Source organism: Paracoccus sp. AK26, assembly GCF_011801365.1.
Taxonomy (GTDB): Bacteria; Pseudomonadota; Alphaproteobacteria; order Rhodobacterales; family Rhodobacteraceae; genus Paracoccus; species Paracoccus aerius.
Map to the genome: position 1 here is coordinate 1,698,582 of NZ_CP041041.1, position 23,678 is coordinate 1,722,259.

A 23,678-nucleotide genomic window follows, 5' to 3' on the forward strand; every position below is an offset into this window, starting at 1 on the left:
AACCGAACGTGACCGATCCGCAAATCGCCCTGACGATGCTGGGCGTCTTCATTCTGTTCGTCTTTCTGGGCTTTCCCATCGCCTTCACCCTGATGGCCCTGGGCATCGGGTTCGGCTACTACGCCTACTATGACCCCAGCCGCATGTGGCGCAGCTACAACCGCCTGACCGAGGACGCCGACGGCTGGACAAGCACGACGACCTGGCTTGAAGGGTTCTTCAACAACCGGATCTTCGACCTGTTCGTGAACCAGACCTACACGGTCATGTCCAACGAGGTCCTGACCGCGATCCCCCTTTTCCTGTTCATGGGCTACATCGTCGAGCGGGCGAACATCGTCGACAAGCTCTTCGGCTCGCTTGCCATCGCGGCGCGCAACGTCCCGGGTTCGATGGGGGTCGCGGCGCTGATCACCTGCGCGCTGTTCGCCACCGCGACGGGGATCGTGGGCGCGGTCGTCACCCTCATGGGCCTTCTGGCGCTGCCGGCCATGCTGAAGGCCCGCTATGAGCCCAGCTTCGCATCAGGCATCATCTGCGCCGGCGGAACGCTGGGCATCCTGATCCCGCCGTCGATCATGCTGATCGTCTACGCGGCCTCCTCGGGGGTGTCGATCGTCCGGCTTTACGCCGCCGCGATGCTGCCGGGGCTGCTGCTTGTCGGCCTCTACCTGATCTACGTGATCGGCAGGTCGATCCTCCAGCCCTCGGTCGCGCCGAAGCTGAGCAAGGAGGACGTGCCGGACATGCCGCGCGGCGCCGTCTTCCTGATGCTGCTCAAGTCCTTCTTTCCCTTGTCGATCCTGATCCTTGCGGTGCTCGGCTCGATCCTGTTCGGCCTTGCGACCCCGACCGAGGCCGCCTCGATCGGCGCGCTCGGCGGGCTGGTGCTCGCCGCGGGCTATCGCGCACTGCGCTTCGACCGCCTGCGCGAGTCGGTGTATCTGACCGTCAGGACAACCGCGATGGTGTGCTGGCTGTTCGTCGGCAGCTATACCTTCTCGGCCGTCTTCTCGTATCTCGGGGGCGAGCAGGTGATCTCCGAGTTCGTCGGCAGCCTGGACCTTTCGCCGATCGCCTTTCTGCTGCTGGCGCAGGTCATCATCTTCCTGTTGGGCTGGCCGCTGGAATGGTCCGAGATCATCATCATCTTCGTTCCGATCTTCCTGCCGCTGCTGCCCCAGTTCGGGATCGACCCGCTGTTCTTCGGCATCCTCGTGGCACTGAACCTGCAAACCTCGTTCCTGACGCCCCCCATGGCCATGTCGGCATATTACCTCAAGGGCATCGCACCGTCCGAGGTCAAGCTGACCCATATCTTCAAGGGGGTCATGCCCTTCCTGTTCATGGTCATCCTTTCGATGCTGATGGTCTATGTTTTCCCCGGCCTGGTCTTCACACTGCCAGAGGCGGTCTATGGCAACTAGTCCACAGGACATCCTTGCCCTGCCCGTCGTCACGCTGCGCGACTGGCTGGCAAGCGGCGCGCTGCGCGCGACCGAGCTGGCCGACGCGCTGATCGCCCGCATCGCCGAGGTCGAGCCCCATGTCGGCGCCTTCGCCTGGTTCGATCCCGGCTTCCTTCGGGCACAGGCGGAACAGGCGGATCGCCATCGGCAATCGGGCCGTCCCATCGGGCCGCTGCATGGGCTTCCCATCGGCCTGAAGGACGTGATCGACACCAAGGGCATCCCGACCGAGAACGGGACCGTGCTCGCCGGGGGCCGGATGCCTGCGGCCGACGCGACCGTCGTGGCCCGGCTGCGCGCCGCGGGCGGGCTGGTGCTGGGCAAGACCACCACGACCGAACTGCAGTTCCTCCATCCCTCCGCAACCCGGAATCCTGCCAATCCCGAACACACGCCGGGCGGTTCCTCTGCGGGATCGGCGGCGGCCGTCGCGGCGGGCATGGCGCCGCTTGCCGTCGGCACGCAGACCGGGGGGTCGGTCATCCGGCCCGCGTCGTTCTGCGGCTGCGTAGGCTTCAAGCCCAGCTTCGGCGCAATCCCGCGCCGGGGCATCCTGACCCAGTCGCCCAGCCTTGACACAGTCGGCGTCTTTGCCCGCGATGTCGAAGCCGCGGCCTTGCTGGCCGAGGTGCTGATGGGCACCGATCCCGCAGATCCCCAAGCGCAGCCGATGCCGCCCCCCGCGCTGCTGGCAACGACGATGGCAGATGTGCCCGTGGTCCCGACATTCGCCTTTGTCGACCTGCCCGGCTTTTCCGACGCGCATCCCGATCTGCGCAACGCCATGGCCGATCTGGTCGAACGGCTGGGCGAGCAGGCATGGTCCACCCCTCTGCCCCGCCTGTTCAATGACGCGGCCGCAACACGTGGCCGGATCAACGATGTCGAGATGGCCCATCATTATCGCGGCTATGCGTCAAGGGGCTGGGATCGGCTGTCGCCGCAGACCCGCGACGCCATCGAGCGGGGCCGGACCGTCAGTGCGCCGGATTACCTGGCCTCGCTCGAGACGCGGGGCGTCCTGGCCGCGGGCCTCGACGAGATATTGACCCGCTGCGACGCCATCCTGGTTCCCGCAGCGCCTGGTCCCGCGCCCCAAGGCCTGCACAGCACCGGCGATTCGATCTTCAACGGCCTTTTCACCTTCACGGGCCATCCCGCCGTGACGCTGCCCCTGTTCACCGATACGGCCGGGATGCCGATGGGCCTTCAGCTTGTCGGCCGCCGGGGCGAGGACGGTCGCCTGCTGCGGACCGCCCGCTGGCTGCATCACAGGTCCGCGTCAGCAGACCGCCATGCCACAGGAGAACACGATGTCTGATCTTATCCCCAAGGTCCTGGCTTTTGCCGCGCTTGTCGTTTTCCTGGGCATCCTTCTGTGGCACGTTCCGCGCATCGATCTTGGCGCGGTGCTTCTTCTGTCCGTAGGGCTGGCCGCCTGGGATTTCTTCGCCCCGGCGCGGGGAAAGTGACTGGCCGCACTCAGCCATCGGTCCCAGTTGCCTGACGGGCTGCTGATCGGATCGGGCAGGATACGCGGCCGTCACCGTTGGCGCATCACTCCGGAAGCTGGTAAGTTGCCGTGATCGAGGCGTACCAGTCCGCCAGGGCCTTGATCTCCTCGTCGGTCAGGTCGCTTGCGATGATGCTCATCTGAGGGTCCTCGCGTCGCCCCGCACGAAAGTCCTGCAACTGCTTGGACAGGTATTCCGCGCTTTGCCCGCCGATATTGGGGATCATCGGGTTGGTCCCCACGCCGTCAAGCCCATGGCAGACGCGGCATGTCTGCGTCAGGCTTGCGGCAGCGGCGGGATCAGCAGTCTGCGCGGCAGCGGCACCCGCGCCCAGACTGAACGCGGCGACAAGGGCCGCGCCGAAACGTGATTTCATGATTTGCAGCTTTCCTGATGGGACTCCGGGGCGGATGGCCGCCCCGGATGGACCTAGTTGGCAGGCGCGGCGCCGGCATCCTCTGCCGCATCGGCCTCGGGTGCAGCAGCCGGCGTCATGGCCCCGTCCGACGATCCGCCGCCGACATAGGCGATCCGCCAGATCGCCCCGGCGAAATCGTCCGAGACCAGCATCGAGCCGTCACGCAAGAACGCGACATCCATGGGACGGCCCCGGTATTCGCCAGTCTGCTCGTCCAGCCAGCCGTCGGCGAACACCTCAGTACCCGCGGCGTTGCCGTCGGCGTCCAGTCGGGTGAACATGATCCGTGCGCCCACAGGCGTGGTCCGGTTCCAGCTGCCGTGCTGGGCCGAGAAGATGCCGCCGCGATACTCCTCGGGGAAGGAGTTACCGATATAGAACCTCATGCCCAGATCGGCGGCATGGGCGTCCATCTCGACCTGCGGCTCGACGAACTCGACGCCCTCGGGCCTGGGCACGTCCTTGTATTCGGCGATCTCGACGCTGGCATTGGTCCAGGGAAAGCCGAAATGCTGCCCGGCTTCCGTCTGGCGATTCAGCTCGCCCGGCGGGATGTCGTCCCCTAGGCCGTCCACCTGGTTGTCGGTGAACCACAGTTCGCCCGTAGCCGGATTGAAGTCATGACCGACCGAGTTGCGGACGCCACGGGTATAGACCTCGCGCCCCGTGCCGTCGGTATTCATGCGGATGATCCCGCCGATGCCGATCTCGTCATAGCTTTCCAGCTTTTCGCGTGGCTGCACGTTGTAGGGCTGGCCCAGCGAGATATACAGCTTGCCGTCCGGACCGACGCGACAGACCCGGGCGGTATGGTTGAAGCTTTCCTCCTCGGCCGGGATCAGATCGCCCTTGGCGACGACGGTGCCCACGGCAGGGTCCGGCCCCTCAAAGAAGAACTCGGCGGCCGGGAAGGAAAGAACGCGGTTCCGTTCGGCGATATAGAGAAACCCGTCGGGCGAGAAGCACGGCCCGTTGGGGATGTCGAAGGTCAGGGACGGCGCGAAATCCATCACCTCGTCGGCAACCCGGTCGCGGTCCCGGTCCACGACGGACCAGACCTTGTCCTTGCGGGTGCCCACGAAGACCACCGTGCCTTGCGGCGCGACCGCCATGGACCGGGCATCGGGCACCACCGCGTAGAGGCTGGCCTCGAAGCCGTCGGGCAGGTTGATATGGGGCACGATGGCCTTCAGCGCCTCGGCAGTCGGGCCGGTCTGTTCGACGCGGGTGAAGGTGGCGTCGGTGCGCTGCATTCCCTGCAGCGTTTCCAGGTTGTCCTGAGCGAAGATGGGCGTGGCAACAGCAGTCGTCAGAAGCAGTCCGCAAAGTCCTGTACGTCTCATTGTCTCCTCCCTTATGCAGTCCCATTTTCAGGCAAGATCAAGCGCCCTTCCCTCCAAGGGCACAGGAACAGGTCGGTCAGGGCCGACCCGACTGCCAAGGACGACGCCGCAAGGCTGGCCTCGCACAGGCTCGTCGGTGCCTGAGCATGGATAATCATTGATTGCCTGGGCTTTTCAACAGGCTTGTTCAAGTGATCAGACCAAATGATGCCTATCGGATAGGTTAGTCTGGGGGCGGTGTTGGAGGAGCATAGGTGCAGGAAAATTGCGGCGTTCTGCGAAGCCGAAAGTCAGCGACGCCCTTCTTGGTTGCTGCCCAAGCAGGTCGTTATGCCATGGGCGTCATCGCTGGTTACACCTCCGTATCTGAACGGGGCATGTGTCGGCAGATAATGCAGTGGTACAGATGGACGTGAAATTACATCAACCTCAACCTGGACATGGGTGTTAATGACCTGCGGGAGGTCCAGAGGGACGTGGTTTGACACAATCAGTCAGCCTAAAGATCGATTATACCCTAATAGCCTTGGAAGCCGGCCACCGTTTCTTCGCAGTCATTTTCTTCAGGGTGAAGGACAGCCAACTGACACTCCCCTGTGCCGTGATCGGAGAGCAGGCTCAAAACCATCCAGTCTTTCCAACATCCGGCCGAAGCCGAGTAGAGAGAAACTCATGAAGGTGATGGCGGACAGTGAGGGATTCGAACCCTCGAGACGGTTCCCCGCCTACACACTTTCCAGGCGTGCGCCTTCGACCACTCGGCCAACTGTCCGTGGGCGCGGTCTAACCGCTGTCCGCGCGCTGTGCAAGTCAGAGCTTTGAAATACGCTGCTGAAGTTCGGCAAGTTGGCGCCGGATTTCGGCCATGTCCTCGGTGCCTTCCTCAGGGGCAGCGGCGGGGCGTCGCTTGGGATCCGTCTTGCGCGCCGGCGTGCCTTCGGGTGATGCGGCGCTGCCCTCCAGTTCCTCGGGTTCGGGGCCGGATGTGCCGGTCCAGCCGCCCAGCATCGCCTTGAGAAAGGCCTGCTGCTGGCGGTGCATGGCGTCAAAGCCGGGGACGCGGGTCATGGGGTTGGGCATGACGGCCATGTTCTCCATCAGCTTCGACTGGCTTTCGCGCAGCATCTCGAAGCTGGCGGCCAGGAACTGCGGGACTACCGAATGGGCGCTTGTGGCATAGCTGCGCACCAGGTCGGTCAGGACGTCGATGGGCAGGACGTTTTCGCCCCGGCCCTCGTGTTCGGCGATGATCTGCAGAAGGTATTGCCGCGTCAGGTCATCGCCCGACTTCAGGTCGACGATCTTGACCTCTCGCCCGTCGCGGATAAAGGAGGCGATATCCTCGAGCGTGACGTAATCGCTTGTTTCGGTGTTATAAAGGCGCCGGCTGGCATAGCGTTTGATCAGAAGCGGCGTAGAGGCTGCGGCCATGACGGACCCCGGGCTTTCGGTTTCCGTCATGATGGGTGCTGCAACCGCAAAAGGCAAAGCAATTTTCTGCACCTGCCAAGGACATGGCGCGCAGACATGAAAAAAGGGGCCGTGGCCCCTTTTCTCGATCCGGTCCTAAAGCGCGATTACTTCGCGGCGACGGTGGTCGCGGCGGCGGCTTTCTTCACGGCAGCCTGGTTGTCGCGCACGACGGTTTCGGCGACGTTGCGGGCGTCGGCGGCCACGTCCTTGCCAGCGGTCAGCATCAGGTCGACGGTGTCCATCTGGACCTTCTTCGCGACTTCGGCAAAGGCGGCCATATGCTCGGCCGCGACTTCAGCGGAAGCGGAAGCGAAGTCGGTCATCGACTTGGCGTAATCCGAAGGCTCGTGCTTGACGACGGCCAGTTCGCCCATGCGGGCCAGCGTGTCCTTGGCCCACTGGGCCGAGATCTCGGTCGAACGCTCGGCCGCGGTCAGCGCAACGCGGGCCAGCTTTTCGCCCATCATGCCCTGCGACTTGAACGCTTCCTGGAACGACGAGGTGTCGATCGGGAAATTGGCCATCATGTCCTGGAAGGTCTTTGCAAAATCGGGGGTCTTCGCCATTGTCAGTCACTCCTGTCAGCGCGGCGGAAGGGAACCTTTAGTGAAAGAGCTTTCCGCAGCTAGAACCATTCTCGTGACTGGAATATGAATGCTGCGGCGCGGCATTTCAAGTATTTTATGCTGCGCCGCAGAAAAACCGCGTGCCCTATGGCTTAATTCCGCCAAGCCTTTGATTAGCCGCTTTTCACGCCGCCCTTTCGTGGACATAGGTTCCGGGCGCAGGCCCCAGGCCATCGCCGGGGCTGCGCGCCGGGACCATCCTCCCTGCCCTTTCCGCCAGCCAATCGGCCCAATGGGTCCACCATGTTCCGGGGGCGAAGCTGGCTGATTCCTTCCAGGCCTGGTATCCGCCGCCGAAATCGCTGCTGCCGATGTAATGGCCGTATTTCTTCTTGGTCGGCGGATTGACTATGCCCGCGATATGGCCCGATTCGGACAGGATGAACGTCTTGTCCTTGGACCCCATGCCGGCCACCCCGCGCCAGCAGTCCTTCCAGGGCGCGATATGATCGGTTTCGCAGGCGATGGCGCAGACCGGCACGGTCACGTCGGACAGGTGCAGCTTGTGGCCCATCAGGTCGAAACCCTCGGTCGCGAAGGCGTTCTGCTGGCAAAGGCCGCGCAGATACTGCATCGCCATCTTGCCGGGCAGATTGGTGCTGTCGCCGTTCCAGAACAGCAGGTCGAAGGCGGGGGGCTCTTCTCCCATCATGTAGCTGCGGATCGCTGGGCCCCAGACCAGGTCGTTCGGCCGCAGGAAACTCATGGTGCGCGACATCAACTGCGCGCGCAGCAGGCCGTGGCGGCTGACCTCTTCGGCAATGCCGTTGACGAAATCGTCCTGGAGGAAGCTGACGAACTCGCCTTGGTCCGAGAAGTCGGTCAGGGTCGTGAAAAGGGTGGCCGATTTCACGCGATCGTCGCCGCGCTGTTTCAGCAGTGCCAGCGTCAGCGACAGCGTGGTGCCCGCGATGCAATAGCCGACCACGTTCAGGCGGGGCTGCGCAGTCAGGTCGCGGACCTTGTCCATCGCCTCGAGATAGGCTGCGACATACTCCTCCATCCCCACATCGGCATAGGAAGAGTCGGGGTTCTTCCAGCTGACCACGAACAGCGTGTGGCCCTGTTCCAGCAGCCACTTGATGAGGCTGTTCTGCGGCTTGAGGTCAAGGATGTAGAACTTGTTGATCCAGGGCGGAAAGATCAGCAGGGGCGTTTCGAACACCTTGTCGGTGGCGGGCTTGTACTGGATCAACTCGTAAAGCGGTGTCCGGTCGACGACCACGCCTTCCGACGTGCCGATATTCTCGCCCACCGAGAAAGCCTCGCGGTCCGCCAGCGACACGACGAAGTCGCCGCCATTCCGTTCGACATCGCGGACCAGGTTCTCGAGGCCGCGGACAAGGCTTTCCCCCTCGGTCTGGACGGCGCGCTCAAGGGCGTCGGGGTTCGTGGCCAGGAAGTTCGTGGGCGCCATCATGTCGACCATCTGGTCGGTCAGCCAGGTGATGCGGCGGCGCGCGACGTCGTCGGACAGCTTCAGATTGCCGGCCGCGTCCTTCAGGGCCTTGGCGTTGATCAGGTACTGCCGCTTGACGAAGTTGAAATAAGGGTGGCTTTGCCACAGGGGATGGCCGAACCGCTTGTCCGATCCCGCGTCGTCTTCTGCCGGCTGGACCTGGCCCAGGGCGATGGCCCTTTGGGCATCGGCATAGTTCTTCAGGGTCTCGCCCCAGTAGTTCACCTGGTTTTCCAGGACGCGGCCCGGCTGTTCGGACAGCGTCTTGGCCCAGGCACTGGCAGCCGTCAGGAACAGGTCCGGACCGGGTGCCTCGATCCCCGGATTGAACCGTGGCCGGGACGACAGCGCGGCCATCAGACGTTGGCCCAAGGCCTCGATCCGTTCGATATTCTCGGCCAGCTTTCGCGCCGTCGCGCCCGAGGAACCCCTGGCCAGCGCCTCGGCCATGGCCTGGGGCGCGCGGCCCCGGTCCGTCGAATCGGGCATCGGCTGGGCGTCCTTTTGCAAAGGGGGCGAAGCGACGGCGTCCTGCTCTGCCCCCTGCGTTGCTTCGACCTGTGGCCTGGGGGACGGGACGGCCTTTGTTCTTGTTCCGGTGGGCTTCTTGCCTGCAGGCCGGGCTTCCTCCTCGCCTGTGCCCGCTTTCCGACCTTTGCCGGCAACGTTCTTGCCGCCAGATCCTGCAGTTCTTGCCATGATCCCGGTTCCCCCCTATTACCCGGACAATGATATGCGCAGGGCGGCAGATGCGCAAACAGGGGTTTCGGACCCTTCTGCCGCAGCACAGCGTTCGTCGTGACGCAGCAACGAAAGGATGGCCCCCGTGGCGATCAAGGGTATCAAGGGCATCGTGTCTTATGATGCGATGGAGACCATTCGGAACACGAACGAGTGGATGGGGGCATCGGCCCGCGCGATCGCGTCCTATCCGATCTTTGCACTGAACCCCCACCCCATCTTCAAGCTGATGAGCGCCTGGGGCCGCGTAACCGAGCGCAGCTATGCCCGCATGGTCATCAAGCCGGATTGGGAAATCCCCCCCATCGCCGGCGACCAGGGGCAGGACCACATCGTCTATGTCGAGCCGGTGATGAAGCGTCCCTTCGGCGACCTGATCCATTTCCGCGTCGCCCGCCGCGCCGCCCAGCCCCGCAAGGTGCTGCTGATCGCGCCCATGTCGGGCCATTACGCCACGCTGATGCGCTCGACCGTGACCTCGCTGCTGCCCGATTGCGAGGTTTACGTAACCGACTGGCACAATGCCCGCGATATCCCCGTCAGCGAGGGCAAGTTCGACATCGAGGATTATACCCAGTATCTTGTGGACTTCATGCGCCACCTGGGTCCCGATACCAACGTGATCGCGGTCTGCCAGCCCGCGCCCCTGGCCCTGGCCGCGACCGCGATCTTGGCCGAGGACGATCCCGCGGCCCAGCCCCGCACCCTGACCCTGATCGGCGGCCCGGTCGATCCCGATGCCGCCGCGACCGAGGTGACCGACTTCGGCAACCGCATGACGATGGGTGAGCTGGAGCATCTTGTGATCCAGTCCGTCGGCTTCAAGTATCGCGGCGCGGGCCGCATGGTCTATCCGGGCCTCGCGCAGCTCAGTTCGTTCATCGCGATGAATGCCGAAACCCATGCCCGCGCCTTCATCGACAAGATCTGGAACGAGGCCCGCGGCACGGCGTCCGAAGGCGACAAGCACTACAAGTTCTACGACGAATACCTGGCCGTGATGGACATGACGGCCGAGTTCTATCTTTCGACCGTGGACCGTATCTTCAAGAAGCTGGAAATCGCCCGGAACGAGTTCGTCGTGAACGGCCGCCGCGTCGACATCGGCAAGATCACCGATGTGGCGATCATGACTGTCGAAGGGGCGAACGATGACATCTCGGCCCCCGGCCAGTGCGTCGCGGCCCTGGATCTGTGCACCGGCGTCCCCGCCGATCGCAAGAAAGAGCATCTGGAACCGGGCGCGGGCCATTACGGCATCTTCGCGGGCAAGTCCTGGCGCCTGAACATCCGCCCCCTGGTTCTTGACTTCATCGACGAGAACATCGACCTGCCCGAGGCAGGCCAGCCCCGGAAGCACCGGGTCCGGGGCGGTGTGGCGGCCGATTGCGGCGCGACCGACCCCTTTGCGGACAGCAGCAAGATCGCGATCTGAGAGGATCCCGCAAGGCGGTCAAGATGCGCTGATCCCCCGGGTCAGCGCAAGGTCGCGATCCAGTCGGCAATGGCGGGCACAAGCTGACGCGTCAGGTCGGGCGACAGCGCCTCGCCCGCGATGACGTGGGCGTCGGGGTCGTCGTTGATGCCGGGCGTCTGCTTCAGAACCGTCGCGCCGCCGCCCCAGCCCGACGCAATCCTGGCGGATGCGGAATGGTCCACGATCCGGTCGTCGTCCGACCAGATGAACAGGGCGGGCGCGGTTGCGGCGCCATAGTCGCCGCGCCGCGCCTGACGCAGCAGCGCCCCCACAGCCAGCGTCGCGGAAAGGGGATAGCAGCTTGTCCAGCGGCTGCGATGCAGGTCGTTGCGGGTGGGGAAGCACCGTTCGGGATCACCGGCCATGCCGACGATCTGCCGGGCGAAGGGCAGGTCCAGCAGCCAGCTTTGCCGCGCCCGCAGCCGGAAGTTCGGCGACAGCAGCACCACCCCGTCCATCACCCTGCCCAGTTGCGGATCGCGCGCGGCCAGGGCTGCAAGCGTGCCGCCGGTCGACATGCCCATCACCACCACCCGCCGGCCCATCTGGCGGGCCGCCGCCAGCCCCTGCGCCAGGTCCTGCCACCAATCCTGCGCGCGTGCCGCAGCAAGGGCCGGACCGTCCATCCCGTGCCCTGTCAGCCGGATCGCCAGAAGATTGGCCCCAAGGCGCACGGCCACCTGTTCGGGCAAGGGCCGCAATTCGGCAGGGCTGGCCGAGAAGCCATGGACATAAAGGATTGCGACCTCGGTCGCCTCTCCCTCTTGTCCCGCCCATTGCAGGACCGTGGCACGCTGCCCGTCGATCCCCGCCTCGCGGTCGTCAAGCCAGGCCTGCAGGTCGGCGGGCACGGGCTCTGCTGCCTGGTCCGTCCGCAGCCGATCCCTGGGCCCGAAGACCCACAACAGCGCAAGCGCCGACAGCAGGCCAAGCGCAACCCTATGCCAGAACATCGTCGATCGACGCCGCGATCAACTGCAGGCATTCCGGCGTGGAAAAGCGGTGATCCGCGCCCTTCACCAGCGTCAGCCGGATATCGCCGCCCGTCGCATGATCCAGCAGCCGCACCGCCCAGTCGGCAGGCACGTCCTCGTCTGCAGTCCCCTGCAGCATCCGGACCGGAAACGGCAGCCGCAGGGGTTGGTTCATCACCAGGTGGTCGCGTCCGTCCTCGATCAGGCGGCGGGTGATGACATAGGGCTGGTCGCTATAGTCGCTGGGAAGCTCGACCCGGCCGGCACGCATCATCGTGTCGCGCTGCGCATCGTTGAAGCCGGCCCAGAAGCCCTGCTGGGTGAAATCCGGCGCGGCCGCGATCGTCACCAGCCCCGCGACCCGCTGCGGCATGGCACGGGCCAGCAGCAGCGCGATCCAGCCGCCCATCGACGATCCGACCAGCACCTGCGGCCCGTCGGTCAGCGCATGGATCACGTCGCGCGCGTCCCCAAGCCAGTCGCCGATGCTGCCTTCCTCGAAACAACCGCTGCTGTCGCCATGCCCGGAATAATCGAAGCGCAGGAAGGCGCGGTTTCGTTCGCGCGCCCAGTCATGCAGCCAGGCGGCCTTGGTCCCTGTCATGTCGGACTTGAACCCCCCAGAAAGACCACGCCAGGGCCGCGCCCGTTGCTGCGCTGAAAGGCGATGCGCCGCCCGCCCGGGGTTTCCAGATATTCGCTCATGTCCCACCTGTCGCTGTCGTGCCGCTTATCTTGACAGTTTTCCCGGCGGCGTCCAATGGAGGGCACCGATAACCCGCAACCGGGCGTTCCGTGGGCGCCAAACCGACGAGGAGGACAGATCATGTCCCAGATTTCCCTCACCTTCCCCGATGGCAATTCGCGCGACTATCCCGCAGGCGTCACCGCCGCGCAGGTCGCGGAAAGCATCGCGCCCAGCCTGGCCAAGCGCGCGATCTCGGCCAGCCTTGACGGGCGGCATATCGACCTGCAATGGCCGATCAACGACAGCGGCGCGATCAGCATCAACACGATGAAGGACGAAGCCCCGGCGCTTGAACTGATCCGCCACGACTTCGCCCATGTCATGGCGCGCGCCGTTCAGGAAATCTGGCCCGACGTCAAGGTCACCATCGGCCCGGTGCGCGACTATGGCTGGTTCTACGATTTCGACCGCGCCGATCCCTTCACGCCCGAGGATCTGGGCCGGATCGAGGCGAAGATGAAAGAGATCATCAACGCCCGCGATCCCGTCCGCACCGAGGTCTGGGACCGCGACCGCGCCATCGCTTATTACAAGGATCGGGACGAGCCGTTCAAAGTCGAACTGATCGACCGCATCCCCGAGGGCGAGGACCTGCGGATGTACTGGCACGGCGACTGGCAGGATCTGTGCCGCGGCCCGCACCTGCAGAACACCGGCCAGCTTCCCGCCGACGCCTTCAAGCTGACCCATATTGCAGGCGCATATTGGCTGGGCGACAGCAGCCGGCCGATGCTGCAGCGCATCTATGGCGTGGCCTTCCGCAACCGCGACGACCTCAAGGCGCACATGACCATGCTGGAGGAGGCCGCCAAGCGCGACCACCGCAAGCTGGGCCGCGAGATGGACCTGTTCCACATGCAGGAAGAAGCGCCTGGCCAGGTCTTCTGGCACCCGAACGGCTGGAACATCTATGTCGCGCTGCAGGACTACATGCGTCGCAAGCAGCGCGCAGACGGCTATGTCGAGGTGAACACCCCGCAGGTCGTCAGCCGCAAGCTGTGGGAAGAATCCGGCCACTGGGACAACTACCAGGAAAACATGTTCATCGTCGAAGTGGACGAGGAACATGCCAAGACCAAGACAGTCAACGCGCTGAAGCCGATGAACTGCCCCGGCCATGTGCAGGTCTTCAACCACGGCCTGAAATCCTATCGCGACCTGCCGCTGCGCATGGCGGAATTCGGATCCTGCAACCGCTACGAACCCTCGGGCGCCCTGCACGGGATCATGCGCGTGCGCGGCTTTACCCAGGACGACGCCCATATCTTCTGCACCGAAGACCAGATCGAATCCGAGACCAAGAAGTTCATCGAGTTCCTGGCGGGCGTCTATTCCGACCTGGGCTTCACCGACTGGCGCATCAAGCTGTCCACCCGGCCCGAAAAGCGCATCGGCAGCGACGAAAGCTGGGACCGGGTCGAGGCCGCGCTTGGCAATGCCTGCCAGGCTGCCGGATACAACTATGAACTGTTCCCCGGCGAGGGCGCCTTTTATGGCCCCAAGCTGGAGTTTGTCCTGCGCGACGCCATCGGCCGCGACTGGCAATGCGGCACGCTGCAGGTGGACCCTAACCTGCCTGAACGGCTGGACGCGGATTATGTGGGGGCCGACGGTGCCAAGCACCGCCCGATCATGCTGCACCGCGCCGTGCTGGGCAGCTTCGAACGCTTCATCGGCATCCTGATCGAGAACAGCGCGGGCAAGCTGCCCTTCTGGCTGGCGCCGCGCCAGGTCGTCGTGGCGTCCATCGTATCGGACGCCGATGCCTATGTGGCCGAGATCGTGGCGACCCTGCGCGCGGCAGGGATCCGGGCCGAGGCAGACACGCGGAACGAGAAGATCAACTACAAGGTCCGCGAACATTCCGTCGGAAAGGTCCCGGCGATTCTTGCCATCGGCATGAAAGAGGTAGAGGATAGGACCGTATCGGTTCGGAGGCTCGACCAGCAGGGCTCACGCCTGTTACCGCTAGCCGATGCCGTAGCCATGCTGAAAGACGAAGCGACACCGCCCGATCTGCGGTGAATCCGGAACGGAGTGGTCCATATCGCGTGCAGGCCCCGGGCCTGTGCGCGTTTCATGCTTGCGTTTTTTAACGATTCGTCCATCCTCTCACTTGCGTGAGCGAAGCCTTTCTACCGCCTCCCTTTTACGGGCAGCCGGAATACCGAAAGCGGGCTGCACGGCCTGGCGCAATCCTGCGTCGGGATGACTTGAAGGAGAGGACGGTTATGGCGACCGGAACGGTTAAATGGTTCAACGCCACCAAGGGCTATGGCTTCATTGCCCCCGATGACGGCGGAAAGGACATCTTTGTCCATATTTCGGCCGTCGAACGCGCCGGGCTGACGGGACTGAAGGACAACCAGAAGATCGCATATGAACTGCAGTCGGGCCGCGATGGCCGCGCCTCGGCCAGCGATCTGAAGCTGCTCTGATACAGCTTCGACAAGGTTGCGAAACGGCCCGTTCGCGGGCCGTTTTCATTTTTCGACCGAAAGGACCGCCCATGATCCCGCTGGACATCTTCGCGGATCCCGTCTGCCCCTGGTGCCTGATCGGCAAGCTGGAACTGGACCGCGCGCTTGAAAGCCGCCCGCTGCACCCGTTCCAGATCGCCTGGCACCCCTTCCGCCTGAACCCCCAGATGCCCCGTGGCGGCATGGACCGGATTGAGTACCTGCACGCGAAACTTGGACCGCGCTCCCAGGAAGCGTCGCGGGCTGTGGCGGAACGGGCGGCAGCCCTTGGGCTGAACCTGAACCCCTCGCCCCGCGAACCGGACACCACCGATGCCCATCGGCTGATGCATTGGGCGGGCCTGGAAAGCGCGCAAACCCGCGTGATGTCGGGCCTGATGCGCGCCCATTGGCAGGAAGCCCGCGACATCGGCGATGCAGCGGAACTGGCACTCATCGCCGGCGCGGCAGGCATGGACGCGGACATGGTGGCGCGCCTGCTGGCCAGCGATGCGGACCGGGATGAAATCGCCGCGCGCGAACAGCATGCGCGAAACCGCGGCATCTCGTCCGTGCCGACCTTCATCGTCGCCAACCAGCATGCGATCAGCGGCGCCCAGCCTGCCAGCCTTTGGCAGCAGATCGTCGATGAACTTGCCACCGCGCCGAAGTAACTTGCACAGAGTGCAATTATCGGATAAAGGGGCTGCCTGACGAAAGGCTCCCTGAATGTCCGTGACTGCCCCTGATGCCGGTGCCGCGCCGCGCCGCCTGCCGCTGCCCGAGTTCGTGGCAATGCTGGCCTTCCTGTTCGCGACGGTCGCCTTTTCGATCGATGCGATGCTGCCGGCGCTGCCCGACATCGCCGCCGAACTGACGCCAGACAACGTCAACCGCGCCCAATTGATCCTGACGGCCTTCATGGCGGGCATGGGCATCGGAACGCTGTTCGCCGGCCCGATCTCGGATGCCATCGGCCGCAAGCCGGCGATCTATCTGGGTGCGGTGGTCTACATCGCCGCAACGATCGCAGCCCTTTTCGCCGACTCGATCGAGTTCCTGCTGGCCGCCCGCTTCGTCCAGGGCCTTGGGGCCGCAGGTCCGCGGATCGTCGGCATGGCGCTGATCCGCGACCTTTACGAGGGCCGCGAAATGGCCCGCATCTCCAGCTTCGTGATGATGGTCTTCATCCTGATCCCGGCACTTGCCCCGTCCATCGGCGCAGGCATCATCTGGTTTTCGGGATGGCACGGCGTCTTCGTTGCCTTCATCCTGTTCGCCCTGATCGGCTCGACCTGGCTTGGCCTGCGGCAAGAGGAAACCTTGCCGCCCTCTGCCCGCCGGCCGCTGCGCATCGCGCCCCTCAGCGCCGCCGCGCGCGAGGTGCTGTCCGACAGGCAGGTGATGCTCTGCACGGTGGTGCTGACGCTGGGCTTCGGGCAGATGTTCGGGCTGCTTTCCTCGGCCCAGCAACTGTTCGGCGAGACTTATGGCAAGGGCGACAGCTTCCCGATGTGGTTTGCGCTCATGGCCCTGCTGTCCGGTGCGGGAACGCTGCTGAACGCCACCTTCGTGATGCGCTTTGGAATGCGTCGCATCGCCAAATGGGCCTATGTCATGCAGACCTGCGTGTCGGCCGTGATGTTGGCGCTGACGCTGACGGATGTCCTGCCCGACAGCCTGCGCTTTCCCGCCTTCTTCTTCTGGGCGGTCAGCGTCTTCTTCATGGCGGGCGTGACCTTCGGCAACCTGAATGCCCTGGCCCTGCAGCGCATGGGCCATATCGCCGGTATGGCCGCGTCGATCATCGCGGCGCTGTCCACGATCGCCGCGACCCTGATCGCTGCGCCCGTGGGCCTGCTTTATAACGGCACGGCCATCCCGGCAATGACGGCCACGCTGATCTGTTCAGCCCTGGCCTGGTTCCTGATGCGCAGCCTGCGGGACTGAGATATCGGCGGGGCGTGACCGCCTCGACACCCACCGGGCATTCGCAAGGTCGTTTCGCAGATGCGCCGCGACCTGGTCCGCATCCTTGCCAAGACCCTGCCAGCGTGCAGCCAGACGACGCTCCAGTTCGGGCACCGGAACATCCAGGAAGATCGTCAGGTCGTAGCGCAGCCTGTTCCAGGGTGCGGCATCCAGCAGCAGGTAATTGCCTTCGATCACGACGATGCGATGGTGCGGCATGACGACTCCCGCGCCGCCAACCGCGATTTCTCGGTCGCGGTCGAATACAGGAAAGACGACCTCGCTGTTCGGCACCGCCAGGCGCTCGACCAAGGATGCGAAGCCTTCGGAATCGAACGTCTCGACCGCACCCTTGCGCGCCAGCAAGCCCCGCGCGGACAAGACCCGGTTGTCCAGGTGAAAGCCGTCCATCGGCACCAGCACGGCATCGTCCAGCCTTGCCGCCACCGCCTCGGCCAGGGTCGACTTGCCCGACCCCGGCGCCCCTGCCACCGCAACCAGAACCCGGGCGCCCTGCAGCCCCCGGATCCGCGCCAGCAAGTGCCGGCCATCTTCCGTGTCGAAATATCCGGGGGGAAGTCCGAAGGATTGGGGGCGACGCCCCCCTTCCCCCGCCGTCATGCCGCAATGCCTTCCGGCACCCGCGCGCCCGTCATGTAGGCCACGGCATCGGACATCGTGTGTTCCTTGGGATTAATGACGCAAAGGCGCCGGCCAAGGCGGTGGATGTGGATGCGGTCCGCCACCTCGAAGACATGGGGCATGTTGTGGCTGATAAGGACGATGGGAATGCCGCGCGACCGCACGTCCAGGATCAGGTCCAGCACGCGGCGGCTTTCCTTGACGCCAAGCGCTGCCGTCGGTTCGTCCAGGATGATGACGCGGCTGCCAAAGGCCGCGGCGCGGGCGACGGCAACGCCCTGGCGCTGACCGCCGGACAGGGTCTCGACCGGCTGGTTGATGTTCTGGATCGTCATCAGGCCCAATTCCGACAGCTTCTGCCGGGAAAAGGCATCCATTGACGGCTTGTCCAGCATCCCGAACCACTTGCCCATGATGCCGCCGCGCCTGATCTCGCGGCCCATGAACATGTTGTCCGAGATCGACAGGGCAGGCGACAAGGCCAGCGTCTGGTAAACGGTCTCGATCCCCGCCTTGCGCGCCTCGAGCGGGCTGGCGAAGCTGACCGGTTGGCCGTCCAGGCGGATTTCGCCCTCGTCGGGCTGGACCGCGCCGGAAATCGCCTTGATCAGGCTGGATTTTCCCGCGCCGTTGTCGCCGATCACGGCCAGAATCTCGCCCGGATACAGATCGAAGTCGGCATGGTCCAGGGCGGTCACGCGGCCATAGCGCTTGACTAGGTTGCGGGCATAGAGAAGCGGCTGGGTCATGACGAGATTTTCCTGATCCATTGGTCAATGGCGACGGCGACGATGATCAGCCAGCCTGTCGCGAACAGCTGCCACAGCACGTCAACGCCGGCCAGTCGCAGCCCCGAGTTGAAGACGCCCACGATAAGCGCACCGATCAGCGGCCCCAGGATCGACCCGCGCCCCCCGAACAGCGAGATGCCCCCGATCACGACGGCCGTGATGGATTCAAGGTTCGCCTCGAAGAACGAGGTTGGGCTGACCGACCCCACCCGGCCGATCGACGACCAGGCGGCAAGCGCGCAGATCGCGCCCGACACGATATAGACCGACATCAGCACGCGCTTGGTCTGGATGCCGGCAAGGGCCGCGGCCTCGGGGTCGTCGCCCACGGCATAGACCCGGCGCCCCCAGGCCGTGTGGTTCAACGCGTACCACAGAACCGCAAAGACCAGGATCATCAGCAAGACGCCATAGGTCAGGACGGCGCCCCCCAGGTTGAAGCGTTCGCCAAAGAACTTCAGCAGCGGCGCCTCGGCATCCAGGGTCTGGCTGCGGATCGTCTCGCGGTTCGACAGGTAATAATTCAACGCAAGGAAGATATTCCAGGTGCCCAGCGTCGTGATGAAGGGCGGCAGCTTCAGCCGCGTCACAAGCGCGCCGTTCAACGCGCCCGTCGCACCGCCCACGGCTAGGCCGATCAGGATCGCGATGGGCACCGGGATGCCGAAGTCCACCGACAGCTTGCCCATGATGACCGACACCATCACCATGACGGCCCCGACGGACAGGTCGATCCCTGCGGTCAGGATCACCAGCGACTGCGCAGCCGCCAGCGTGCCCACGACCGCCACCTGCTGCAGGATCAGCGACAGGTTGAAGGCCGAGAAGAAGTTGGGCGAGATCAGCCCGAAGGCCAGCACCGACAGCACCAGCACGATGACCGGGACCATGGTGGGATAGCGGTGCAGGAAATGCTGCACCCGGTCAAGCGCGCCGCGCGAATGATGATCGAAGCTCGCGACTTTCTCGGACGGATTGCGCGCGACCACGGGGTCGGGGGTGTCAGACATCGGGCCCTCCGGGGTTCAGAAAAGGGCGGCCGCGGGTGCAGCCGCCCGGATGTCGATGGTCAGCCCCAGCACTGGGCCAGGCCTTCCTCGACGCTGATCGAGGAGACGCCTTCGACCGGCTGGTCCGTGACCAGGTTCACGCCGGTATCGGTGAAATCCAGACCCTCGCTTACCTGCGGCTTGGTGCCGTCCTTGGCGAAGGCCGCGATCGCCTCGATTCCCATCGAGGCCATCTTCAGGGGATACTGCTGCGACGTGGCGCCGATCACGCCGGCCTTGACGTTTTCGACGCCGGGACAGCCGCCATCGACCGACACGATGGTCACGTTGCCTTCCATTCCGAAGGACTTCAGCGCCTCATAGGCCCCGGCGGCAGCGGGTTCGTTGATGGTATAGACCAGGTTGATGCCCGGATCCTTTTGCATCAGCGCCTCCATCGCCTGGCGGCCGCCTTCCTCGTTGCCCGAGGTGACGTCATGGCCGACGATGCGCGGGTCTTCCTCGTCGCCGATCACGTTGTTGTCCTTCACGTCGACGCCGAAGCCTTCCAGGAAGCCCTGGTCGCGAAGAACATCGACCGACGGCGCACTGGCCGACAGATCCAGCATCGCGATCTTGGCGTTCTCGGCCTCGGCCCCCATCTTGCCGGCGGCCCAGGCACCGATCAGGCGGCCTGCCTCGCGGTTGTCGGTGGCGAAGGTCGCATCCGCTGCGTCGATCGGGTCCAGCGGCGTGTCAAGCGCGATGACGAGGATGCCTGCATCGCGCGCCTGCTTGACGGATTCGGTGATGGCCTTGGTGTCGGACGCGGTGATCAGGATGCCCTTGACGCCTGCAGCGATGCAGCTTTCCATCGCCTGCTGCTGCGTTTCATGGTCGCCGTCGATCTTGCCGGCAAAGCTCATCAGCTCGATGCCCAGTTCCTGCGCCTTGGCGGTCGCGCCTTCCTTCATCTTGACGAAGAACGGGTTGATGTCGGTCTTGGTGATGATGCAGGCCTTGACCGGATCCTGCGCGGCGGCAAAGCCTGCCGACATGGCCAGAACGGACGCGGCCAGCGACAAGCGAAGCGAAGACTTGATGATCATTCCGATAACTCCTCCGAATGGCGGCACCTCCTCCGCCCTGCCTTTTCAGAAAGCATGAAGCGTTTCTTCTTGTCAATAAGTCAATCATGTTGATTAATGCGTCTCAGGAGGCAGTCCCATGCTGAATGACCCACGCGATCGGCTGGACCTCAGCCGGAACGAGCGGCTGATCCTGTCGCTGATCCGCAGGCGCGGGCCCCTTCCGCGCGCCGCGCTTGCCCAGGCAACGGGGCTTTCGCCGCAAGCCATCACGAACCAAACCAGGAAATTGATCCAAAATGGTTTCCTGGACGAAGGCGCGGTCGTTCGGGGCAAGGTCGGCCAGCCGTCCACCCCGCTGTCCCTGGCACCCGGAGGGGCATTGTTCCTGGGCCTGAAACTGGGCCGCCGCCTGGTCGAACTCGCCCTGGTGGATTTCACCGGGGCGATAAAGATCCACCGGCAAGAGATATATGCCCATCCCACCCCCGATCGGATCATCGCCTTTGCGCGCCACGGCATCGCCACGATCCTTGCTTCCCTGCCAGACCCCACTCGAATCGCTGGGCTTGGCGTGGCTACGCCCTTTCGCCTCTGGGACTGGGGCGCCGAGATGGCGGACTGGCACGACTTCGACCTTGCCGCCCGGCTGGCCGAGGAACTGCCCTTTCAGGTATTCCTCGAGAACGATGCAAGCACGGCCTGCGCGGCCGAACTGATCTTTGGGCGGCTGTCCCTTCCACCGGATTTCGTGCATCTCTACGTCGCGCACTTTGCCGGCGGCGGAGTGGTCCTGGACGGCCGGCTGCGGGTCGGCCCGGCGCGCAACGCCGGGGCGCTCGGCTCGATGCCGGTGCCGGGCGGGCGACAGTTGCTGGACGTCGCTTCGGTTTCCACGCTCGAGGCACGGCTGGGTCATTCGCTGCCGCCGGACGATTCCGGCTGGGTGGTGCCTGCCGAGGTCGAGCGACCTTGGATCGAAGAGTCTGCCCAGGCCATGGCCTTCTCGGCCCTGGCCGCGACGGCGCTTCTGGACATTCCGGTCGTGGTGATCGACGGGGCCGTTCCGCCGGCGACGCGCCATTCGCTGACCGAGGCGACACGGGCCGAGATGACAAGCCTTCCCGCGGCAGGCATCGACCGGCCAAGGATCCTGGAAGGCAGCTTGGCCCGCAGCGCCCGCATCCTGGGGGCCGCCGCCCTGCCCCTTGCGCATTTCTTCGAACCCGACGGATCCTTGACTTGACAGCGGCGCGGCTGCGTCTATAAGCGCCGCTTCCATTGGTGTTGGTGGACCCCGCAAGGGGAATCCTGTCGGGCCAGATCGCAAGATCACGGCCAAAGGACAACGCCCTTCGATAATGCAATGAAGGAGATCAGCGGTGACGAAACGCACCTCTGCCAAGTACAAGCTTGACCGCCGCATGGGCGAGAACATCTGGGGCCGCGCCAAATCCCCGGTCAACCGCCGCGAATACGGCCCCGGCCAGCACGGTCAGCGCCGCAAGAACAAATTGTCCGACTTCGGCACCCAGCTGCGCGCCAAGCAGAAGCTGAAGGGCTATTACGGCGACCTGACCGAAAAGCAGTTCCGCCGCATCTATGCCGAAGCCGAACGCGTCAAGGGCGACACGGGCGAAAACCTGGTCGGCCTGCTGGAGCGCCGCCTGGACGCCGTCGTCTTCCGCGCCAAGTTCGTCGCGACCATCTGGGCTGCCCGCCAGTTCGTGAACCACGGCCACATCACCGTGAACGGCCAGCGCGTCAACATCGCGTCCTACCGCGTCAAGGAAGGCGACGTCATCGCCATCCGCGAACGTTCGCGCCAGTTGGCCATCGTGCTGGAGGCTGTCGGCCTGACCGAGCGTGATGTTCCGGACTACCTGGAAGTGGACCACAACAAGATGACCGCGACCTTCGTGCGCACCCCGGCCCTGGGCGACGTGCCCTATGCCGTCGTGATGGAGCCGAACCTGGTCGTCGAATACTACGCCAAGAACTGATCCTTCGGTTCTGCAGCAAGATCGGGCCGCATCCCTCGGGGTGCGGCCTTTTTCGTTTGGGGGCCAAGAAAGGATTTGCGTTCCGCGATTTGGTTAAGCTTAGTTAATATGTCCATTTACTCGTCCGCATGTTTCTCGCGATCCCCTTATCGATTCGGTCGCGTGACCGAGTCTGCCCAAAGGAAGACAACATGCCCTACACGACACCGGTCCCCGGCAGTCTTATTGATCTAGAATCCGACCTTCCCGTTCTGACGATACCCCCCACCAGTGTCCTGAACGACCTCGACGCGCCGACCGAGTTTGACCGCTATGACGTCGAGGCCAACTCAGCGACGACATTGGATCGGGGTGACCAACTGACCCTTGTCAACGAGACCGGCGGCGCAGTGGGCAGCGGCACCTTTGCCGGCACGGCGGAATTGTCCACCGAGGCGATATCCTCCGATGTCGAGATACCGGGTATCCCGCCGCTTGTTCCTCCCGTTCCACTGGGAAGCCTCAGCGTGCGGCTGAATCCCGTTGAAGTTGGCGTCTATGTTGACGAGTCAAACGGGGCCTTCCTGCTATCGGATGAACCGCTTAACGAAGATAGGCTGAGCATCATCGTCGATTTCAGTCTTTTAGGCATTGACCTAGATCCCCTGACCGTTCCTCTCAACAACATCGAGGGAACTTTGGCCGGGGTGCCCGCTCTGGGGGGGATCCTCGGACCCGTTACCGATGTGGTCACTGATCTTGCACAGCAGACGCTTGATGTGGCTTTGCTGACTATTGATTACGACCCGGCGGGCACCCTGCCCCTTGACGACGCAGAGGTTGTCCCCTGCTTCCTGCGCGAGACCATGATCCTGACGACGGACGGTCCTGTCGCAGTCGAGGATCTTTCGGTCGGCACATTGGTCGTGACGCGCGACAACGCCACTCAGCCCGTCCGCTGGGTCGGGCATGTGGCCTTGTCGGCGGAACGGCTGCGGGCCCAGCCGAACCTGCGCCCGATCCGGATCGCGCCGGGTGCGCTTGGCGCGAACCTTCCGGCACAGGCGCTGCTGGTGTCGCCGCAGCACCGGATCCTGGTCCGGTCTGCCATCGCGCAGCGCATGTTCGGCGCACCCGAGGTTCTGGTCGCCGCCAAGCAGCTTCTGCCGCTTGAGGGGATCGACATCGCGGACGATCTGGAAACCGTCGAATATTTCCACATCCTGTTCGACCGGCACGAGATCGTCTTCGCCAACGGGACCGAGACCGAGTCGCTCTATACCGGTCCGCAGGCGCTGCGGGGCGTGGGTCATGCCGCCAGGGCAGAGATCTTTGCCCTGTTCCCGGAACTGGAGCGGCTTACCGGCCTGCCGCCCTCGGCGCGGGAACTGGCAAGCGGCCGCATGGCACGCAAGCTTGCGATGCGCCACCTGCAGAACGGCAAGCCCCTGGTGGGGATGCATTGACCCAGTGACATCCGGCGGCCACGGCTGCCGGATTTCCCGCGCATGACA

General features: G+C 64.4%; 21 protein-coding genes, 1 tRNA gene and 1 pseudogene. 11 read left to right on the top strand and 12 right to left on the bottom strand.

The window, feature by feature from the left end; all coding sequences use genetic code 11:
* Positions 1–8: 8 nt before the first annotated feature.
* From FIU66_RS08375 to FIU66_RS08385, 3 genes are read left to right on the top strand one after another with little or no spacing between them, the layout of a single operon-like run.
* Positions 9–1,427 carry a TRAP transporter large permease subunit gene (locus FIU66_RS08375; protein ID WP_167622282.1) on the top strand — a complete coding sequence of 473 codons (1,419 nt, stop codon included), beginning with the start codon at positions 9–11 and terminating at the stop codon, positions 1,425–1,427.
* Positions 1,417–2,790 (top strand): amidase, encoded by a 1,374-nt coding sequence (locus FIU66_RS08380; RefSeq protein WP_167622283.1) that lies wholly within the window; start codon positions 1,417–1,419, stop codon positions 2,788–2,790. The genes FIU66_RS08375 and FIU66_RS08380 overlap by 11 nt, the downstream gene beginning before the upstream one ends.
* Positions 2,783–2,941 (top strand): hypothetical protein, encoded by a 159-nt coding sequence (locus FIU66_RS08385; protein ID WP_167622285.1) that lies wholly within the window; start codon positions 2,783–2,785, stop codon positions 2,939–2,941. Before FIU66_RS08380 ends, FIU66_RS08385 begins: the two co-directional genes overlap by 8 nt.
* 85 nt (positions 2,942–3,026) lie before the next feature.
* On the opposite strand, the gene FIU66_RS08390 is transcribed toward FIU66_RS08385, so the two are convergent.
* The 6 genes from FIU66_RS08390 to phaC form a co-directional block, all read right to left on the bottom strand.
* Positions 3,027–3,359, bottom strand: a complete 333-nt coding sequence (locus FIU66_RS08390) for a cytochrome c (protein ID WP_167622286.1) — start codon at positions 3,357–3,359, stop codon at positions 3,027–3,029.
* 53 nt (positions 3,360–3,412) lie between these two features.
* Positions 3,413–4,744 (bottom strand): sorbosone dehydrogenase family protein, encoded by a 1,332-nt coding sequence (locus FIU66_RS08395; protein WP_167622287.1) that lies wholly within the window; start codon positions 4,742–4,744, stop codon positions 3,413–3,415.
* A 682-nt stretch (positions 4,745–5,426) separates the two neighbouring features.
* Positions 5,427–5,516, bottom strand: a tRNA-Ser gene (locus FIU66_RS08400).
* Positions 5,517–5,554: 38 nt separating this feature from the next.
* On the bottom strand, positions 5,555–6,175 hold the full coding sequence (gene phaR / locus FIU66_RS08405; RefSeq protein WP_167623442.1) for a polyhydroxyalkanoate synthesis repressor PhaR: 621 nt from the start codon (positions 6,173–6,175) through the stop codon (positions 5,555–5,557).
* Positions 6,176–6,321: 146 nt separating this feature from the next.
* Positions 6,322–6,783, bottom strand: coding sequence for a Phasin (locus FIU66_RS08410; RefSeq protein ID WP_167622288.1), 462 nt, complete (start codon positions 6,781–6,783; stop codon positions 6,322–6,324).
* A gap of 184 nt (positions 6,784–6,967) precedes the next feature.
* Positions 6,968–8,752: a class I poly(R)-hydroxyalkanoic acid synthase gene (gene phaC / locus FIU66_RS08415; RefSeq protein WP_167623443.1), complete on the bottom strand. Its 1,785-nt coding sequence runs from the start codon at positions 8,750–8,752 to the stop codon at positions 6,968–6,970.
* Positions 8,753–9,170: 418 nt separating this feature from the next.
* Between phaC and phaZ the strand changes: the two genes are divergently transcribed.
* Positions 9,171–10,478: a polyhydroxyalkanoate depolymerase gene (gene phaZ / locus FIU66_RS08420; protein WP_370528958.1), complete on the top strand. Its 1,308-nt coding sequence runs from the start codon at positions 9,171–9,173 to the stop codon at positions 10,476–10,478.
* Positions 10,479–10,519: 41 nt separating this feature from the next.
* Here phaZ and FIU66_RS08425 read toward each other — a convergent pair whose 3' ends face one another.
* Positions 10,520–11,473: a carboxylesterase gene (locus FIU66_RS08425; RefSeq protein ID WP_167622289.1), complete on the bottom strand. Its 954-nt coding sequence runs from the start codon at positions 11,471–11,473 to the stop codon at positions 10,520–10,522.
* Positions 11,460–12,199 (bottom strand): annotated as a pseudogene (locus tag FIU66_RS08430) (alpha/beta hydrolase). The gene FIU66_RS08425 and the pseudogene FIU66_RS08430 overlap by 14 nt, the downstream one beginning before the upstream one ends.
* Positions 12,200–12,320: 121 nt before the next feature.
* Between FIU66_RS08430 and thrS the strand changes: the two are divergent.
* The 4 genes from thrS to FIU66_RS08450 all read left to right on the top strand — a co-directional run bounded on the left by thrS (position 12,321) and on the right by FIU66_RS08450 (position 16,651).
* The gene (gene thrS / locus FIU66_RS08435) at positions 12,321–14,267 is read left to right on the top strand and encodes a threonine--tRNA ligase (RefSeq protein WP_167622290.1); all 1,947 of its coding nucleotides are present in this window, start codon (positions 12,321–12,323) and stop codon (positions 14,265–14,267) included.
* Between the two features lie 206 nt (positions 14,268–14,473).
* Positions 14,474–14,680: a cold-shock protein gene (locus FIU66_RS08440; protein WP_089388183.1), complete on the top strand. Its 207-nt coding sequence runs from the start codon at positions 14,474–14,476 to the stop codon at positions 14,678–14,680.
* A 71-nt stretch (positions 14,681–14,751) separates the two neighbouring features.
* The gene (locus FIU66_RS08445) at positions 14,752–15,375 is read left to right on the top strand and encodes a DsbA family protein (protein WP_167622291.1); all 624 of its coding nucleotides are present in this window, start codon (positions 14,752–14,754) and stop codon (positions 15,373–15,375) included.
* A 55-nt stretch (positions 15,376–15,430) separates the two neighbouring features.
* The gene (locus FIU66_RS08450) at positions 15,431–16,651 is read left to right on the top strand and encodes a multidrug effflux MFS transporter (protein ID WP_240544641.1); all 1,221 of its coding nucleotides are present in this window, start codon (positions 15,431–15,433) and stop codon (positions 16,649–16,651) included.
* On the opposite strand, the gene FIU66_RS08455 is transcribed toward FIU66_RS08450, so the two are convergent.
* From FIU66_RS08455 to FIU66_RS08470, 4 genes are all read right to left on the bottom strand, one after another.
* Positions 16,610–17,212 (bottom strand): AAA family ATPase, encoded by a 603-nt coding sequence (locus tag FIU66_RS08455; protein WP_167622292.1) that lies wholly within the window; start codon positions 17,210–17,212, stop codon positions 16,610–16,612. The two genes, FIU66_RS08450 and FIU66_RS08455, sit on opposite strands and share 42 nt — an antisense overlap.
* A gap of 77 nt (positions 17,213–17,289) precedes the next feature.
* Positions 17,290–18,063, bottom strand: coding sequence for an ATP-binding cassette domain-containing protein (locus FIU66_RS08460; protein WP_229849360.1), 774 nt, complete (start codon positions 18,061–18,063; stop codon positions 17,290–17,292).
* A complete protein-coding gene (locus FIU66_RS08465) occupies positions 18,060–19,115 on the bottom strand; it encodes an ABC transporter permease (RefSeq protein WP_167622294.1) in 1,056 nt (351 codons plus the stop codon). Before FIU66_RS08465 ends, FIU66_RS08460 begins: the two co-directional genes overlap by 4 nt.
* A 59-nt stretch (positions 19,116–19,174) precedes the next feature.
* Positions 19,175–20,203: a sugar ABC transporter substrate-binding protein gene (locus tag FIU66_RS08470; RefSeq protein ID WP_167622295.1), complete on the bottom strand. Its 1,029-nt coding sequence runs from the start codon at positions 20,201–20,203 to the stop codon at positions 19,175–19,177.
* Positions 20,204–20,321: 118 nt separating this feature from the next.
* Between FIU66_RS08470 and FIU66_RS08475 the strand changes: the two genes are divergently transcribed.
* The 3 genes from FIU66_RS08475 to FIU66_RS08485 all read left to right on the top strand — a co-directional run bounded on the left by FIU66_RS08475 (position 20,322) and on the right by FIU66_RS08485 (position 23,630).
* On the top strand, positions 20,322–21,428 hold the full coding sequence (locus FIU66_RS08475; protein ID WP_167622296.1) for an ROK family transcriptional regulator: 1,107 nt from the start codon (positions 20,322–20,324) through the stop codon (positions 21,426–21,428).
* A 136-nt stretch (positions 21,429–21,564) separates the two neighbouring features.
* Complete coding sequence (gene rpsD / locus FIU66_RS08480) at positions 21,565–22,185, top strand: 30S ribosomal protein S4 (protein WP_167622297.1); 621 nt, start codon at positions 21,565–21,567, stop codon at positions 22,183–22,185.
* A gap of 191 nt (positions 22,186–22,376) precedes the next feature.
* Positions 22,377–23,630 (top strand): Hint domain-containing protein, encoded by a 1,254-nt coding sequence (locus FIU66_RS08485; protein WP_240544642.1) that lies wholly within the window; start codon positions 22,377–22,379, stop codon positions 23,628–23,630.
* Positions 23,631–23,678: the final 48 nt, after the last annotated feature.

Coding starts and splice junctions, on each gene's coding strand:
- FIU66_RS08380 (WP_167622283.1), top strand. CDS start 1,417: ATGGCAACTAGTCCACAGGACATCCTTGCCCTGCCCGTCGTCACGCTG.
- FIU66_RS08385 (WP_167622285.1), top strand. CDS start 2,783: ATGTCTGATCTTATCCCCAAGGTCCTGGCTTTTGCCGCGCTTGTCGTT.
- FIU66_RS08390 (WP_167622286.1), bottom strand. CDS start 3,359: ATGAAATCACGTTTCGGCGCGGCCCTTGTCGCCGCGTTCAGTCTGGGC.
- FIU66_RS08395 (WP_167622287.1), bottom strand. CDS start 4,744: ATGAGACGTACAGGACTTTGCGGACTGCTTCTGACGACTGCTGTTGCC.
- phaR (WP_167623442.1), bottom strand. CDS start 6,175: ATGGCCGCAGCCTCTACGCCGCTTCTGATCAAACGCTATGCCAGCCGG.
- FIU66_RS08410 (WP_167622288.1), bottom strand. CDS start 6,783: ATGGCGAAGACCCCCGATTTTGCAAAGACCTTCCAGGACATGATGGCC.
- phaC (WP_167623443.1), bottom strand. CDS start 8,752: ATGGCCGAGGCGCTGGCCAGGGGTTCCTCGGGCGCGACGGCGCGAAAG.
- phaZ (WP_370528958.1), top strand. CDS start 9,171: ATGGAGACCATTCGGAACACGAACGAGTGGATGGGGGCATCGGCCCGC.
- FIU66_RS08425 (WP_167622289.1), bottom strand. CDS start 11,473: ATGTTCTGGCATAGGGTTGCGCTTGGCCTGCTGTCGGCGCTTGCGCTG.
- thrS (WP_167622290.1), top strand. CDS start 12,321: ATGTCCCAGATTTCCCTCACCTTCCCCGATGGCAATTCGCGCGACTAT.
- FIU66_RS08440 (WP_089388183.1), top strand. CDS start 14,474: ATGGCGACCGGAACGGTTAAATGGTTCAACGCCACCAAGGGCTATGGC.
- FIU66_RS08445 (WP_167622291.1), top strand. CDS start 14,752: ATGATCCCGCTGGACATCTTCGCGGATCCCGTCTGCCCCTGGTGCCTG.
- FIU66_RS08450 (WP_240544641.1), top strand. CDS start 15,431: ATGTCCGTGACTGCCCCTGATGCCGGTGCCGCGCCGCGCCGCCTGCCG.
- FIU66_RS08460 (WP_229849360.1), bottom strand. CDS start 18,063: ATGACCCAGCCGCTTCTCTATGCCCGCAACCTAGTCAAGCGCTATGGC.
- FIU66_RS08465 (WP_167622294.1), bottom strand. CDS start 19,115: ATGTCTGACACCCCCGACCCCGTGGTCGCGCGCAATCCGTCCGAGAAA.
- FIU66_RS08470 (WP_167622295.1), bottom strand. CDS start 20,203: ATGATCATCAAGTCTTCGCTTCGCTTGTCGCTGGCCGCGTCCGTTCTG.
- FIU66_RS08475 (WP_167622296.1), top strand. CDS start 20,322: ATGCTGAATGACCCACGCGATCGGCTGGACCTCAGCCGGAACGAGCGG.
- FIU66_RS08485 (WP_240544642.1), top strand. CDS start 22,377: ATGCCCTACACGACACCGGTCCCCGGCAGTCTTATTGATCTAGAATCC.